At 62.3% G+C, this 13,914-nt stretch carries 14 protein-coding genes; 12 read left to right on the forward strand and 2 right to left on the reverse strand.

All coding sequences use genetic code 11. The features are described from left to right. The first annotated feature begins 166 nt into the window (after nt 1–166). From AC3WVQ_RS18320 to AC3WVQ_RS18350, 7 genes are all read left to right on the forward strand, one after another. Nucleotides 167–1,156: an ABC transporter substrate-binding protein gene (locus AC3WVQ_RS18320; RefSeq protein ID WP_090295156.1), complete on the forward strand. Its 990-nt coding sequence runs from the start codon at nt 167–169 to the stop codon at nt 1,154–1,156. 94 nt (nt 1,157–1,250) lie between these two features. Beyond that, nucleotides 1,251–2,804 carry a sugar ABC transporter ATP-binding protein gene (locus AC3WVQ_RS18325; RefSeq protein ID WP_110819709.1) on the forward strand — a complete coding sequence of 518 codons (1,554 nt, stop codon included), beginning with the start codon at nt 1,251–1,253 and terminating at the stop codon, nt 2,802–2,804. Nucleotides 2,805–2,843: 39 nt separating this feature from the next. Then, on the forward strand, nt 2,844–3,821 hold the full coding sequence (locus AC3WVQ_RS18330; protein WP_034801644.1) for an ABC transporter permease: 978 nt from the start codon (nt 2,844–2,846) through the stop codon (nt 3,819–3,821). A gap of 26 nt (nt 3,822–3,847) precedes the next feature. Further along, nucleotides 3,848–4,870: a zinc-binding alcohol dehydrogenase family protein gene (locus tag AC3WVQ_RS18335; protein WP_090295153.1), complete on the forward strand. Its 1,023-nt coding sequence runs from the start codon at nt 3,848–3,850 to the stop codon at nt 4,868–4,870. 333 nt (nt 4,871–5,203) lie between these two features. Continuing rightward, nucleotides 5,204–6,478 carry a polyhydroxyalkanoate depolymerase gene (phaZ, locus tag AC3WVQ_RS18340; protein ID WP_090295152.1) on the forward strand — a complete coding sequence of 425 codons (1,275 nt, stop codon included), beginning with the start codon at nt 5,204–5,206 and terminating at the stop codon, nt 6,476–6,478. A 147-nt stretch (nt 6,479–6,625) separates the two neighbouring features. After that, complete coding sequence (locus AC3WVQ_RS18345; protein WP_034801651.1) at nt 6,626–7,045, forward strand: DUF2852 domain-containing protein; 420 nt, start codon at nt 6,626–6,628, stop codon at nt 7,043–7,045. Between the two features lie 109 nt (nt 7,046–7,154). Continuing rightward, nucleotides 7,155–7,907 carry a M48 family metallopeptidase gene (locus AC3WVQ_RS18350; protein WP_110819710.1) on the forward strand — a complete coding sequence of 251 codons (753 nt, stop codon included), beginning with the start codon at nt 7,155–7,157 and terminating at the stop codon, nt 7,905–7,907. A gap of 25 nt (nt 7,908–7,932) precedes the next feature. Here the strand turns inward: AC3WVQ_RS18350 and AC3WVQ_RS18355 are convergent, their stop codons facing one another. Continuing rightward, complete coding sequence (locus AC3WVQ_RS18355) at nt 7,933–8,127, reverse strand: YqaE/Pmp3 family membrane protein (protein WP_034801662.1); 195 nt, start codon at nt 8,125–8,127, stop codon at nt 7,933–7,935. Between the two features lie 156 nt (nt 8,128–8,283). Between AC3WVQ_RS18355 and AC3WVQ_RS18360 the strand changes: the two genes are divergently transcribed. From AC3WVQ_RS18360 to AC3WVQ_RS18380, 5 genes are all read left to right on the forward strand, one after another. Further along, the gene (locus tag AC3WVQ_RS18360) at nt 8,284–8,958 is read left to right on the forward strand and encodes a phosphoribosylanthranilate isomerase (RefSeq protein WP_090295148.1); all 675 of its coding nucleotides are present in this window, start codon (nt 8,284–8,286) and stop codon (nt 8,956–8,958) included. After that, complete coding sequence (gene trpB, locus AC3WVQ_RS18365) at nt 8,955–10,175, forward strand: tryptophan synthase subunit beta (protein WP_034801666.1); 1,221 nt, start codon at nt 8,955–8,957, stop codon at nt 10,173–10,175. The genes AC3WVQ_RS18360 and trpB overlap by 4 nt, the downstream gene beginning before the upstream one ends. A 4-nt stretch (nt 10,176–10,179) precedes the next feature. Beyond that, on the forward strand, nt 10,180–11,019 hold the full coding sequence (trpA, locus tag AC3WVQ_RS18370; RefSeq protein ID WP_034801668.1) for a tryptophan synthase subunit alpha: 840 nt from the start codon (nt 10,180–10,182) through the stop codon (nt 11,017–11,019). A 50-nt stretch (nt 11,020–11,069) separates the two neighbouring features. Continuing rightward, nucleotides 11,070–11,984 carry an acetyl-CoA carboxylase, carboxyltransferase subunit beta gene (gene accD / locus AC3WVQ_RS18375; protein ID WP_034801670.1) on the forward strand — a complete coding sequence of 305 codons (915 nt, stop codon included), beginning with the start codon at nt 11,070–11,072 and terminating at the stop codon, nt 11,982–11,984. 157 nt (nt 11,985–12,141) lie between these two features. Then, entirely contained in the window at nt 12,142–13,485 is a 1,344-nt protein-coding gene (locus tag AC3WVQ_RS18380) for a bifunctional folylpolyglutamate synthase/dihydrofolate synthase (protein WP_110819711.1), read from the forward strand. A gap of 93 nt (nt 13,486–13,578) precedes the next feature. On the opposite strand, the gene trxA is transcribed toward AC3WVQ_RS18380, so the two are convergent. Further along, a complete protein-coding gene (gene trxA, locus AC3WVQ_RS18385) occupies nt 13,579–13,902 on the reverse strand; it encodes a thioredoxin (RefSeq protein WP_034801674.1) in 324 nt (107 codons plus the stop codon). Nucleotides 13,903–13,914: the final 12 nt, after the last annotated feature.

The following is a 13,914-nucleotide window of genomic DNA, read 5'->3' on the forward strand; positions in this document are numbered from 1 at the left end:
GGACGGCACTAAAGCGCCGTCTAAAATGCTGTTCCGGCAGCTTGCCAAGCCGGGATTGTCGTATTAGCATTCCAATATGTTTTTTATCGATAAAAGGTCGATAAGCCAGCACCTGCGATCGATCTCCAAGAAGTGGAACACGGTGCACCAAGAGGAGAAACCTGGGATGAGCATTCTGAAAAGCAGCCTTACCCGTCGCGCCTTTACCGTCTTGGCCGGCGCCGCGATGATCGCCGGCATGTCGCCGGTCGCCTCCTTCGCGCAGGACGTGACGATCCCGATCATCGTCAAGGATACCACGTCCTTCTACTGGCAGATCGTGCTCGCTGGCGCCCGCGCCGCCGGCAAGGATCTCGGCGTCAACGTACCGGAACTCGGCGCTCAATCCGAATCCGATATCAACGGCCAGATCAGCATTCTCGAGAACGCGGTTGCGGGCGCGCCGGCTGCCGTCGTCATTTCGCCGACGGAATTCAAGGCGCTCGGCAAGCCGATCGATGAGGCGGCAAAGGCCGTTCCGATCATCGGCATCGACTCCGGTGCCGACTCCAAGGCCTTCTCGTCGTTCCTCACCACCGACAACGTCCAGGGCGGCCGCATCGCTGCCGATGGTCTCGCTGCGGCGGTCAAGGAAATGAGCGGCAAGGAAGAGGGTGAAATCGCCATCATCACCAGCCTTCCGGGCGTCGGCTCGCTCGACCAGCGCCGCGAAGGCTTCCTCGATCAGGTCAAGGCAAAGTATCCGGGCTTCAAGGTCGTCGTCGACAAATATGCCGACGGCCAGGCGACCACCGGCCTCAACATCATGACCGACTTGATCACCGCCAATCCCAACCTTGTCGGCGTCTTCGCGTCCAACCTGATCATGGCGCAGGGTGTCGGCCAGGCAATTGCCGAAAACAAGCTCGGCGACAAGATCAAGGTGATTGGCTTCGACAGCGACGACAAGACGGTCGGCTTCCTCAAGGAAGGCGTTCTGGCCGGTCTCGTCGTTCAGGATCCCTATCGCATGGGTTATGATGGCGTGAAGACGGCGCTCGCGGTCTCGAAGAAGGAGAAGGTCGAGGCGAATGTCGATACCGGCGCCAATCTGGTGACCAAGGCCAACATGGCCGAGCCGAAGATCGACGCTCTCTTGAACCCGAAGGTCAAGTGACGACGGCTGCGGCGGGCGTTGAGCCTGCCGCGCCCGCTTGCGGCCGGAACGAGGACCGGCCGCAAGCGATCTCTGCGATGGGAGGAATGCGCAGATGACCGATTTGCAAGAGGCACGCGACGGGAGGACCGAAGGACTGCATGTGGCGACACGCCATCCGGTTCCGAAAGGCGAGCCTATCCTGGAGCTGCGCGCCCTGCAGAAGAAGTATGGCGCCGTCGAAGCCTTGAAGCCGGCGTCTCTGACCTTTCTTTCCGGTGAAGTTCACGCGATCGTCGGTGAGAACGGGGCCGGCAAGTCGACGCTGATCAAGCTTCTGACCGGCGTCATCAAGCGCACATCCGGTGAAATCTTCTGGTGCGGAAAACCCGTTCAGCTTGGCACGCCGCAGGAGGCGATTGAGCGCGGTATCAATGCCGTGCACCAGGAGGTCGTACTTTGCGCGCACCTGTCGGTCGCGGCCAATATGTTTCTCGGCGACGAGATCAATCGCAACGGCCTGATGCGCAAGCGCGCCATGACCGATGCGGCACAAAGCGTGCTGGATGATCTCGGCTTTAACCTGCCGGCCGGTGCCGTTCTTGGTAGCCTGACGATCGGCCAGCAGCAGCTTGTCGCCACGGCACGCGCGGCCATGCGCGGCACGCAGTTTCTGATCTTCGATGAGCCGACCGCCTATCTCACCCGCCAGGAATCGGCACAGCTCTTCCGGCTGATCCGAAGGCTGCAGGCCGAAGGCGTGACGATCGTCTATATCAGCCATCGCATGGAGGAAGTGTTCGAGCTTGCCGACCGTGTCTCGGTGCTGCGTGACGGCACCCATGTCGGCACCCGCAAGATCGGCGAGACCAATGAGGCGGAACTGATCGCGCTGATGATCAACCGCACGATCGAGCAGATCTATCACAAGGAGCATTTTCCGCCCGGCGAGATGATCGTCGAGACGCGCAACTTGAGCGGCCCCGGCTTTCAGGATGTGTCGCTGACCGTGCGCGCCGGCGAGATCGTCGGCCTCTATGGGCTGATCGGCGCAGGACGCAGCGAGTTCGCGCTCGGCCTTTATGGCCGCCATCGTCCGACCGCCGGTGAGGTCTATTGGCAAGGCCGCAAGGTTGAGATCGCCAGCGAGCGTAAGGCCATGGACCTCGGCATTGCGCTTGCGCCGGAAAGCCGGCGCGACCAGGGCCTCTGCCTCAACCTGCCGATCGGCCTCAACATCAATCTGCCGGTTTTCAACCGGCTGACACGCGGTCTGACGATCAATGGCCAGCAGGAACGGGAAAACGCCGACCGCCAGATTCGCGACCTGAAGATCAAGACGCCGTCACGCCGGGTGCTGGCCTCCGCCATGTCCGGCGGCAACCAGCAGAAGATCGTCATCGGCAAGTGGCTGAGCCACGGCGCCAAGCTTTTCATCTTCGACGAGCCGACGGTCGGCGTCGATGTCGGAACCAAGGCGGAAATCTATCGCCTGTTCGCGCGGCTTCTGGAGAACGGGGCGGGCATCATCCTGATCTCGTCCTATCTGCCCGAGGTCTACGAACTGGCGGACCGGCTGCACGTGTTCCGGCGCGGGCGGCTGGTCGCCAGCCACGACTATCGCGCCGCGAGCCATGAGGAAGTGCTGACGCAGGCAATTGGCGTTTGAACCGATAAAAACAAACTTGAGGATGCAGGGAGGAAGACGATGAGTGCGGAAACGGTGGAGAGCGGCGCCAGCGCGGCACCACGCAAGGGCGTGAGCATTCTGTTCGGCCTTACCCTCCTGGGGTTGCTTCTGTTCCTCTGGCTGCTGTTGGGCTTCGCGACCAACAGTTTCTGGACGCCTAACAACATCAGCAACCTGCTGCGCCAGGGGGCGATGACGGCGATCCTTGCGGTTGGCCAGACCTTCGTTATCATCACGGCCGGCATCGACCTTTCGGTCGGTGCCGTGGTCGGCTTCACCAGCGTTATCGTCGCCTGGCTGCTGGCCGCCGGCGTGCCGCTCTGGATCGCCATCATCCTCACGCTAGCCTTCGGTGTCCTGATCGGCGCATTCCACGCCTTCGGCATCGTGCGCATGGGCCTGCCGCCCTTCATCATCACGCTGGCGACCCTGACCTCGCTCCGCGGTATCGGCCTCTTAATCACCAATGGCTCGACCATTTCGATCACCAATGAGGCCTTCACCAATTTTTCGCGGGCGGATTTCCTGGGCGTTCCCAGCCTGTTCTGGATGGTGATCGTGGTGGCGATCCCGGCCTATGTCTTCCTGCATTTGAGCCGGTTCGGCCGCTATCTCTTCGCCGTCGGCTCCAACAGTGAGGCCGCCCGTCTCTCCGGCGTCAACGTCCACCGCACGATCTATCTCGCCTACATCCTGTCGTCGACCTGCGCCGCCTTCGTTGGCCTGCTGCTTGCCTCGCGCATCGGCATCGGCAACGCCACCCAGGCCGAGGGTTGGGAACTGCAGGCGATCGCCTCGTCGGTCATCGGCGGCACCAGCCTCTTTGGGGCCGTCGGCTCGGTGCACGGGCCGCTGCTCGGCGCCTTCATCCTCGCAACGATCAACAACGGCGCCAACCTGTTGAACGTCAACTCGTTCTGGCAGCGCATCATCACCGGCGCGCTGATCATCGTCATCGTCTATTTCGACCAATTGCGTCGCCGCAGCGCCCGCTAGGCGCCGCCGTACTCGAGAGAATTGCCATGAAAGCCGTGCTCTGCCCACAACCCGGTCGGCTGGAGGTCGTCGATCGCACACCAATCGAAACCGTGCCGGACGGTTGGGTCCGCCTTGCCGTCAGCCATGTCGGCATCTGCGGCACGGACTACCATATCTTCGCCGGCAAACATCCGTTCCTCGAATATCCGCGGGTCATGGGCCACGAGATCTCGGCAACGGTGATTTCTGGCGGGCGAGGGACGACGATAGCGCCCGGCACGCCGGTCGTGGTCAACCCCTATCTCTCCTGTGGCGCTTGTATTGCCTGCCGAAAGGGCAAACCGAACTGCTGCACGGCCATCAAGGTTCTCGGCGTCCATACCGACGGTGCGTTTTGCGAGGAGATCGTCGTGCCGGAGGGTAATCTTTATCCGGCGGAGGGTCTGTCGCCGGAGGCCGCGGCAACGGTCGAGTTCCTCGCGATCGGCGCCCACGCGGTCCGCCGGGCATCGACGGATGCAGGGGCACGGGCGCTGGTTATCGGTGCCGGGCCAATCGGACTCGGCACGGCGATCTTCTCGCGCATCGCCGGCCATGACGTGGTGCTCGCCGACACCAGTACCGAGCGGCTGGACTTTGCCGCTCGCAAGCTCGGCTTTGCCAAGGGCATCGTCGTGGATGTTGATGCGGCGGCGCGCATTGCCGCTGCGACGGACGGCGACGGTTTCGATGTCGTCTTCGACGCCACCGGGCACGGTGGTTCGATGCAGGCGGCCTTCGCCCACGTCGCCCATGGCGGTACCCTGGTCTTCGTCAGTGTCGTCAAGGACGAGATCCGCTTCTCCGATCCGGAGTTTCACAAGCGCGAGATGACCTTGATCGGCAGCCGCAACGCGACCCGGCAGGATTTCGACCACGTCGTCGCGTCGATCGCGTCCGGCCTTGTTCCTATCGACGCGCTGATCACCCACCGCACCACGCTCGATGGCGCGGTTGCCGATCTGCCGCGATGGGCGGAGGAAAAGACGGGTCTGGTGAAGGCAGTCATCCAAGTGGCGGCCACCTGAGTGATGGCGGCTTTGCTGCATCGCCACAGGGGAGCGTACCCATATTTTGCTGCGGCGAGGCGCCAGATTTTCCTGAAAACGTCAGGCAGCGTGCCTCAATGCACGAAAACAGCGGAAAACGGCCAGTTTCGAGCGAGCTCGTTTGCAAATCGTCAGGAATCCAGATTCATTCTGGCTTCAGGCCTTGTATCGAGGCGAGACGGGTATATTTGTTGCGCTGCACAAGAAAAATGGTAGTCTGGCAGCGATTGCGGACACCAAGACAAACAATCGCAAGCTTGCGTCCGACCGGGAGCGGCGTTGTCGTTGATTGAACCAAGGGGTACGCTTCCCATGTTCTACCAGCTCTATGAACTGAACCACGCAATGATGGCGCCGTGGCGCACGGCAGCCGACGCCATGCGTCTCGCGTTCAGCAATCCGATGAACCCCGTCTCGCACACTTATTTCGGTCGCGCCGCCGCCGCCGGTCTCGAAGTGTTCGAGCGCTCCACCCGCCGTTATGGCAAGCCGGAGTTCGGTCTTCCCGAGACTGTGGTCGATGGTCAATCGGTTTCGATCTACGAACGCATCGTCTGGCGGGCGCCATTCTGCAACCTCATTCATTTCGAGCGTGCGCTTCCCAAGGGCCGCGCACCCGATCCGAAGGTGCTCATCGTCGCGCCGATGTCCGGCCACTATGCGACGCTGTTGCGCGGCACGGTGGAAGCCCTGCTTCCGCATTCCGATATCTACATCACCGACTGGATCGATGCCCGCATGGTGCCGCTCAGCGAAGGCACCTTCGATTTGGATGACTACATCGACTACGTCATCCAGATGCTGCATTTCCTCGGGCCCGACACGCATGTGATCGGCGTTTGTCAGCCCGCGGTGCCGGTGCTTGCCGCCGTCGCGCTGATGGAAGCTGCCGACGATCCGCTGTCGCCGGCGACGATGACGCTTATGGGCGGTCCGATCGACACCCGCATCAACCCGACCGGCGTCAACCAGCTGGCGGAAGAACGTTCGATCGAATGGTTCCGTGACAATGTCATCATGCCGGTGCCGTGGCCGCAGCCAGGCTTCATGCGCATGGTCTATCCGGGCTTCCTGCAGCTTTCCGGCTTCATGTCGATGAATCTCGACCGGCACCTGATCGCCCACAAGGAGTTCTTCGCCCATCTGGTGAAAAACGACGGCGATGCCGCCGAGAAGCACCGTGACTTCTATGATGAATATCTCGCGGTCATGGACCTGACGGCCGAATTCTACCTGCAGACCGTGCAGGTGGTGTTCATGCAGCACGCGCTGCCGAAGGGCGAGATGATGCATCGCGGCAAGCGCGTCGACACGACCGCGATCAAGAAGGTCGCGCTCTTGACGGTCGAAGGCGAGAACGACGATATCTCGGGCGTTGGCCAGACGAAGGCGGCGCAGACCATCTGCACCAACATCCCGGATCATATGCGCATGCACTACATGCAGCCGGATGTCGGTCACTACGGCGTCTTCAACGGCTCTCGCTTCCGCCGCGAAATCGCGCCGCGCATCGTCTCGTTCCACCGCGAGCATGCGCGCCACGCAAAACCGGTAAAGCAGCTGATCAAGGGCGGAAAGTCGGCCTGATCCCGGCTCTTGGGGTCGTTTTGACCGCGTAGAGTCAAGGGTTTGTCGGATTCCGGAGGGAGGCGTCTTGCAGAGCCAGGGGCGCCTTCCCACATCGTTTTCATCGGGTCGCATGGGCGGCCCGGATGATTGCGAGGAATCCTGAAGATGAACCAATCTGCAATGATCCGTCCGGATTGGACGCCCGCGACCATCGCTCTGATGGTGCTTGGCTTTGTGGTCTTCTGGCCGCTCGGCCTGGCCATGCTCGCGTACATTCTCTTTGGCGAAAAGCTCAAGACGTTCAAGAAAGACGCAAACGATACGGTGGATGGCATGTGCTCGGCTTTCAAGCGCGGCGGCCGCCGTTCCAACTGGACGCATCGTACCGGCAACGTCGCTTTCGACGACTGGCGCGAAGCTGAACTGGCTCGCCTCGAAGAGGAGCGCCGCAAGCTCGACGAGATGCGCGAAGAATTCGACACCTATGTGCGCGAGCTTCGCCGCGCCAAGGACCAGGAAGAGTTCGACCGCTTCATGCGCGATCGCAAGAATGGTGGCTCGGGTCCGATTGTCGAAGCCCATTAACCTGACGAAACCGCTTCCGGCGTTTCACATGAAACGCCGGATCACTCTCGGCACGCATCCAACCAGCGAACAGTAGGCGAAAGCCCCGCGAATCGGTTAGAAAGCCTGCATGTTCCCTTCCTTAAAGCGGCGCATTCAACCTGCACCACCCGCAACAACGCGGCAGATCGAGGTCGCCGGCAAGTCCCTGCCGCTGACGATCAAGCAAAACGCGCGCGCGACGCGCATGACGCTGCGCATCGAGCCAGGCGGGCGGGCCCTGAAGATGACGGTGCCGCAGGGCCTCCCCGAGCGCGAGGTGAATGCCTTCCTGACACGGCACCAGGGCTGGCTGATGACCAAGCTCGCCCGCTTCTCCGGCGAAAGCCAGATCGAGGAGGGCGGTTCCATCCTCATCCGCGGCGTTGCCCACCGCATCGAGCGCACCGGCAAGATCCGTGGGCTCACGGAAGCGATCGTGATCGATGACGAACCGGTGCTGCGCGTCAGCGGTGGCGAGGAACATCTCACACGGCGCATCGTCGATTTCCTGAAGAAGGAAGCGCGCCAGGATCTCGACCGGTTGGTGGCGATCTATACCGGCCGTATCGGCCGGAGGGCAAAGTCGCTTTCGCTCAAGGACACGCGCAGCCGCTGGGGATCATGCTCAGCCGACGGGGCGCTGAGTTTTTCCTGGCGCATCGTCATGGCGCCGCCAAAGGTCATCGCCTATCTCGCTGCGCATGAAGTGGCACATTTGCAGGAAATGAATCACGGGGCCGACTTCTGGGCGCTGTGTGGGAGGCTGTGTCCGGATACGGACGATGCCAAGCGATGGCTCCGCCGCAACGGCACGATGCTTCACGCGATCGACTTCGATTGAATCTTGGAGGGCGACGAGCGGCGCGTTATGCGCGGTGGCGCAGCGCTTCGCGGATCTTCTCGTCGGTCTTGTATTGGCTGAGCGCATAGACCGACCAGATCGCCGCCGGAACCCAGCCGATCAGGGTCAACTGCAGGATCAGGCAAATGAGGCCAGCAAAGGGGCGGCCGATGGTAAAAAACTGCAGCCAAGGCAGGATAAGCGCGAGCAACAGGCGCATCAGTCTCTCCGTTGTGGTAAAATGCATATGGTGAAAGCGCGCCTGCCGCGCAAGGGGCGCGCACCCGCCAAAGGACGGGTGCAGGGGCGCTGAGTGACCGCTTTTGCGTCGGTTTTTGGCTCGACTCGCGCGGCATTTCATGCAAGGTCGCTTCTCATGAAAACCCAAGTGAAGATATGCGGGCTGAAGACCGCGGAAGCGGCCGAGCGTGCTGTCGCGCTCGGCGCATCCCATGTCGGCTTCATCTTTTTCCCGAAGAGCCCCAGGAACATCGAGCCCGACGATGCCGGCCGCATCGCCGACAGGATTCGCGGCCAGGCGAAGATCGTCGCCGTCACGGTCAATGCCGACAATGACGAGCTTGACGAGATCGTCTCGGCCCTCAATCCGGATATCCTGCAGCTTCACGGCAGCGAGGACGCGGAGCGACTGCTGACGGTCAAGGCGATGTATGGCCTTACCGTCATGAAGGCCCTTTCGGTGCGCGAAGCATCTGACCTTGAAAAGATCGATGCCTATATCGGCATTGCCGATCGCTTCCTCTTCGATGCCAAGCCGCCAAAAGGGTCCGATTTGCCCGGTGGCAACGGCGTTTCCTTTGACTGGAAGCTTCTCGATGCGCTTGACGGAAGCGTCGATTACATGCTTTCCGGTGGTCTTAACGCCGACAACATTGGCGAGGCCATGGCGCAGACCAGCGCGCGTGCCATCGATATCTCCTCCGGCGTCGAGAGCGCGCCGGGCGTCAAGGATCTGAAGCTCATGGAATCGTTTTTCAATGCCGTTCGCCAGGCGGAGGCGGGCATGCCACGGTCAGGGAGCAGGACGTGAACCAGGCGCCAAAGTTGAATTCCTTCCGGGGTGGCCCGGACGAGGACGGCCGTTTCGGTATCTTCGGTGGCCGCTTCGTGGCCGAAACCCTGATGCCGCTGATCCTCGATCTCCAGAACGAGTGGGACAACGCGAAGAACGATCCGGCCTTCAAGGCGGAGCTGGAGCATCTCGGCGCGCATTATATCGGCCGCCCGAGCCCGCTCTATTTTGCTGAACGTCTGACGGCGGAGCTTGGCGGCGCCAAGATCTACTTCAAGCGCGAAGAGCTGAACCACACCGGCTCGCACAAGATCAACAACTGCATTGGCCAGATCCTGCTTGCCAAGCGCATGGGCAAGACGCGCATCATCGCTGAGACCGGTGCCGGCCAGCATGGCGTGGCTTCGGCAACCGTCGCTGCCCGCTTCGGCCTGCCCTGCGTCGTCTACATGGGCGCGACCGACGTCGAGCGCCAGGCGCCGAACGTCTTCCGCATGAAGCTCTTGGGTGCCGAGGTAAAGCCGGTGACGGCCGGCAGCGGCACGCTCAAGGACGCCATGAACGAGGCGCTGCGTGACTGGGTCACCAATGTCGACAACACCTACTACCTGATCGGCACGGCTGCCGGCCCGCATCCCTATCCGGAGATGGTCCGCGATTTCCAGGCGGTGATCGGCCAGGAAGCCAAGGAGCAGATGCTCGCCGCCGAAGGCCGGCTGCCGGATCTCGTCATTGCCGCCGTTGGCGGTGGCTCCAACGCAATCGGCATCTTCCATCCGTTCCTCGATGACGAGAGCGTCAAGATCGTCGGCGTCGAAGCCGGCGGCAAGGGCATCGAAGGCGACGAGCATTGCGCCTCGATCACAGCCGGTTCGCCCGGCGTGCTGCATGGCAACCGCACCTATCTGCTGCAGGACGGCGACGGCCAGATCAAGGAAGGGCATTCGATTTCGGCCGGTCTCGACTATCCCGGCATCGGCCCGGAGCACGCCTGGCTGAACGATGTCGGTCGCGTCGAATACGTGCCGATCATGGACCACGAAGCGCTTGAGGCGTTCCAGACGCTGACCCGTCTCGAAGGCATCATTCCGGCGCTCGAGCCGTCGCATGCGCTTGCCGAAGTCATCAAGCGCGCGCCAAAAATGGGCAAGGACGAGATCATCCTGATGAACCTCTCCGGCCGCGGCGACAAGGACATCTTCACCGTCGGCAAGTTACTGGGAATGGGGCAGTAAGATCATGACCGCACGCATGGACAAGCGATTTGCCGATGTTGCGGCCGAAGGACGTCCGGTCCTCGTCACCTATTTCATGGGCGGCGATCCGGATTTCGAGACGTCGGTCTCAATCATGAAGGCGCTGCCGAAGGCCGGCGCCGACGTCATCGAACTCGGCATGCCTTTCTCAGACCCGATGGCCGACGGCCCGGCGATCCAGCTGGCCGGTCAACGCTCGCTGAAAAGCGGACAGACGCTCGCAAAGACGCTTGAGATCGCCCGCCGTTTCCGTGAGGACGACCAGCGCACGCCGATCGTGCTGATGGGCTATTACAACCCGATCTATATCTACGGCGTCGACCGCTTCCTGACGGATGCGCTGGCCGCCGGCATTGACGGCCTGATCGTCGTCGACCTGCCGCCGGAGATGGACGACGAACTCTGCATCCCGGCGCTGGAGAAGGGCATCAACTTCATTCGCCTGGCGACGCCGACCACGGACGACCGTCGCCTGCCGAAGGTCCTCGAAAACACCTCCGGTTTCGTCTATTACGTGTCGATGAACGGCATCACCGGTTCGGCTCTGCCCGATCCGTCGTTGATCGCCGGCGCCGTCGGGCGTATCAAGGCACACACCAATCTGCCCGTTTGCGTCGGTTTCGGCGTCAAGACGGCGGAACATGCAAGGGCCATCGGAGCATCTGCCGATGGCGTGGTCGTCGGTACGGCGATCGTCAACCAGATCGCGTCGAGCCTGACCGAAGAGGGCAAGGCGACCGATGCGACGGTTCCGGGTGTCGAAGCGCTGGTGAGAGGGCTCTCGGCAGGCGTGCGGTCCGCACGTCTCGCAGCAGCCGAATAATTGCCTATATTAGCGCGCACAACCCGAAGGAAATCTTCAGGAGTTACTAAGTGAACTGGATCACAAACTACGTTCGGCCGAAGATCAACTCGATGCTGGGCCGCCGGGAAGTTCCGGAAAATCTCTGGATCAAGTGCCCGGAAACCGGCGAGATGGTGTTCCATCGCGATCTCGAGGAAAACAAGTGGGTCATCCCGCAGTCCGGCTTCCACATGAAGATGCCGGCCAAGGCGCGGTTGAAGGACCTGTTCGACGGCGGCATCTTTGAAGCGTTTCCGCAGCCGAAGGTTGCTCAGGACCCGCTGAAGTTCCGCGATTCCAAGAAATACGTCGATCGTCTGCGCGACAGCCGCGCCAAGACTGAACTCGAAGACACGATCGTCGCCGGTCTCGGCCGCGTCCAGGGCGTCAAACTCGTCGCCGTCGTGCACGAGTTCAACTTCATTGGCGGCTCGCTCGGCATGGCTGCCGGCGAGGCGATCATCAAGGCCTTCGAACGGGCGATCGCCGAGAAGTGCCCGCTGGTCATCTTCCCGGCTTCGGGCGGCGCCCGCATGCAGGAAGGCATCCTGTCGCTGATGCAGCTGCCGCGCACCACGGTTGCCGTCAACATGCTGAAGGAAGCCGGCCTCCCCTATATCGTCGTACTCACCAACCCGACCACCGGTGGCGTCACCGCATCCTACGCGATGCTCGGCGACATTCACATGGCCGAGCCCGGCGCGGAAATCGGCTTTGCCGGGAAGCGCGTGATCGAGCAGACGCTGCGCGAGAAACTGCCGGAAGGTTTCCAGACGTCGGAATACCTGCTGGAGCACGGCATGGTCGACATGGTCGTCAAGCGCCATGATCTGCCGTCGACGCTCGCCCGGGTCCTGAAAATCCTGATGAAGAAGCCGGCGGAAGCCTCGAAGCTCAACGGCGGCACGCAGCCGGCCGCCTTGCCGGTCGCTGCCAGCGCTTGAATAAGCGCTGGGCTGGTCGAACTGCGTAGAACAAAATAATGCATCTCCGCGATTTCTTGTGTGTGGGGATGCTGCAACTCAAGGCGTTACAGCGATCGGTAGACGGCCTATAAGGCGCGCGCTGTAGCAGCCGAGCGTGTCGGGGCGGGGTTAAGAGATGGCAGCGGTGGAAGCCAGCGAAGCGGGCTACGAGATCGAAAAACTTCTCGCCCTTCACCCCAAGGGCTTCGACCTGTCGCTGGACAGGATCACCCGGCTTCTCGCCGCCCTCGGCAATCCCCAGGATCGTCTTCCGCCGGTGATCCATGTCGCCGGTACCAACGGCAAGGGCTCGGCGACCGCGTTTTCGCGGGCGATCCTCGAAGCAGCCGGCCTCAGCGTTCACGTCCACACGTCGCCGCATCTCGTCAACTGGCACGAGCGCTATCGCCTGGGCGTCAAGGGTGGCAAGGGCAGGCTCGTCAGCGATCCCGTTCTCGCCGATGCCGTGCGTCGCGTCGCCGAAGCCAATGGCGGCGAGAAGATCACCGTCTTCGAGATCCTGACCGCCGTCACCTTCCTGCTCTTTGCCGAGCACCCGGCCGACGTGGCGATCATCGAGGTTGGTCTCGGCGGCCGCTTCGACGCGACCAACGTTATTGCCCGGCCGGCCGTCTCGGTCGTCATGCCGATCTCGCTCGACCATCAGGCCCATCTCGGTGATCGGGTGGAGCTGATAGCCGCCGAAAAGGCCGGCATCATGAAGCGTGGCTGCCCCGTGGTAATCGGCCAGCAGGAGGAAGAGGCCGCCCGTGACGTGCTCGTCTCGACGGCGGAACGCCTCGGTTGCCCGATGTTTGTCTATGGCCAGGATTTCATGGCGCATGAGGAGTTCGGTCGCCTCGTCTATCAGGACGAAGGCGGGCTCGCCGATCTGCCGCTGCCGAAGCTGCCGGGGCGCCACCAGTATGCCAATGCCGCAGCCGCCATCCGCGCGGTGCGGGCCGCCGGTTTCGATGTTTCCGAAGCGGCGATCGAGAGGGGCCTCGCGGGCGTCGAATGGCCCGGACGCCTGCAGCGCCTGACCAGCGGTAAGCTCACGCATTACGGGCCCAATGGCGCGGAGATCTGGGTCGACGGCGGCCACAATCCCGGCGCCGGTCAGGTGATCGCCGAGGCAATGGCGACCTTCGAGGAGCGCGAATCGCGCCCCCTGTTCCTGATCATCGGCATGATCAACACCAAGGAGCCGATCGGCTACTTCCGCGCCTTCCTCGATCTCGCTGAGCAGGTCTTCACCGTTCCGATCCGCGGTTCCGATGCTGGGCTTGATCCTGTGGCGCTGGCCAGTGATGCCGCATCGGTCGGCTTCGAGGCTTCGGCGGTCTCGTCCGTTGCCGAGGCGCTGACGGTCATCGCCAATCTGGTCGACGAAGATCCGGCGCCGCCGCGCATCCTGATCGGTGGCTCGCTCTATCTGGTGGGCGATGTGCTTGCCGACAACGGCACGCCGCCGAAGTGATCGGCAGCTGGGACCGCCATCCCGCTTCCAGATTTAAGACAAGAAAAAAGCCCGGCATGCCGGGCTTTCAACGTTTTCAGCAGTGAACTCGCTTTAAGCGACCGCCGTGGAGATCCACGAGGACAGGGCCGTCTTCGGGGCGGCGCCAACCTTGATGTCAGCCACTTCGCCGGCCTTGAACATGGCGAGCGTCGGGATCGAGCGAACGCCGTACTGGGCGGCCAGTTCCGGGTTTTCGTCGATGTTGAGCTTGGCAACCTTGACCTTGCCGGCGAGTTCGTTCGAGATTTCCTCGAGGCTCGGGGCGATCATCTTGCACGGGCCGCACCATTCAGCCCAGAAATCGACAACCACCGGCTCGGCGGAGTTCAGCACTTCCTGCTGAAAATTGGACGTATCGACCTTTACAGTAGCCATAGGCTGCTCCTT

This window comes from Ensifer sp. EB106-05-01-XG146 (assembly GCF_058791875.1).

Bases quoted from the DNA above. Each gene is read 5' to 3' on its own strand.
- AC3WVQ_RS18330 (WP_034801644.1), top strand. From the start codon at position 2,844: ATGAGTGCGGAAACGGTGGAGAGCGGCGCCAGCGCGGCACCACGCAAG.
- AC3WVQ_RS18380 (WP_110819711.1), top strand. From the start codon at position 12,142: ATGGCAGCGGTGGAAGCCAGCGAAGCGGGCTACGAGATCGAAAAACTT.
- AC3WVQ_RS18350 (WP_110819710.1), top strand. From the start codon at position 7,155: ATGTTCCCTTCCTTAAAGCGGCGCATTCAACCTGCACCACCCGCAACA.
- AC3WVQ_RS18320 (WP_090295156.1), top strand. From the start codon at position 167: ATGAGCATTCTGAAAAGCAGCCTTACCCGTCGCGCCTTTACCGTCTTG.
- AC3WVQ_RS18325 (WP_110819709.1), top strand. From the start codon at position 1,251: ATGACCGATTTGCAAGAGGCACGCGACGGGAGGACCGAAGGACTGCAT.
- trpA (WP_034801668.1), top strand. From the start codon at position 10,180: ATGACCGCACGCATGGACAAGCGATTTGCCGATGTTGCGGCCGAAGGA.
- AC3WVQ_RS18335 (WP_090295153.1), top strand. From the start codon at position 3,848: ATGAAAGCCGTGCTCTGCCCACAACCCGGTCGGCTGGAGGTCGTCGAT.
- AC3WVQ_RS18355 (WP_034801662.1), bottom strand. From the start codon at position 8,127: ATGCGCCTGTTGCTCGCGCTTATCCTGCCTTGGCTGCAGTTTTTTACC.
- AC3WVQ_RS18345 (WP_034801651.1), top strand. From the start codon at position 6,626: ATGAACCAATCTGCAATGATCCGTCCGGATTGGACGCCCGCGACCATC.
- trxA (WP_034801674.1), bottom strand. From the start codon at position 13,902: ATGGCTACTGTAAAGGTCGATACGTCCAATTTTCAGCAGGAAGTGCTG.
- AC3WVQ_RS18360 (WP_090295148.1), top strand. From the start codon at position 8,284: ATGAAAACCCAAGTGAAGATATGCGGGCTGAAGACCGCGGAAGCGGCC.
- phaZ (WP_090295152.1), top strand. From the start codon at position 5,204: ATGTTCTACCAGCTCTATGAACTGAACCACGCAATGATGGCGCCGTGG.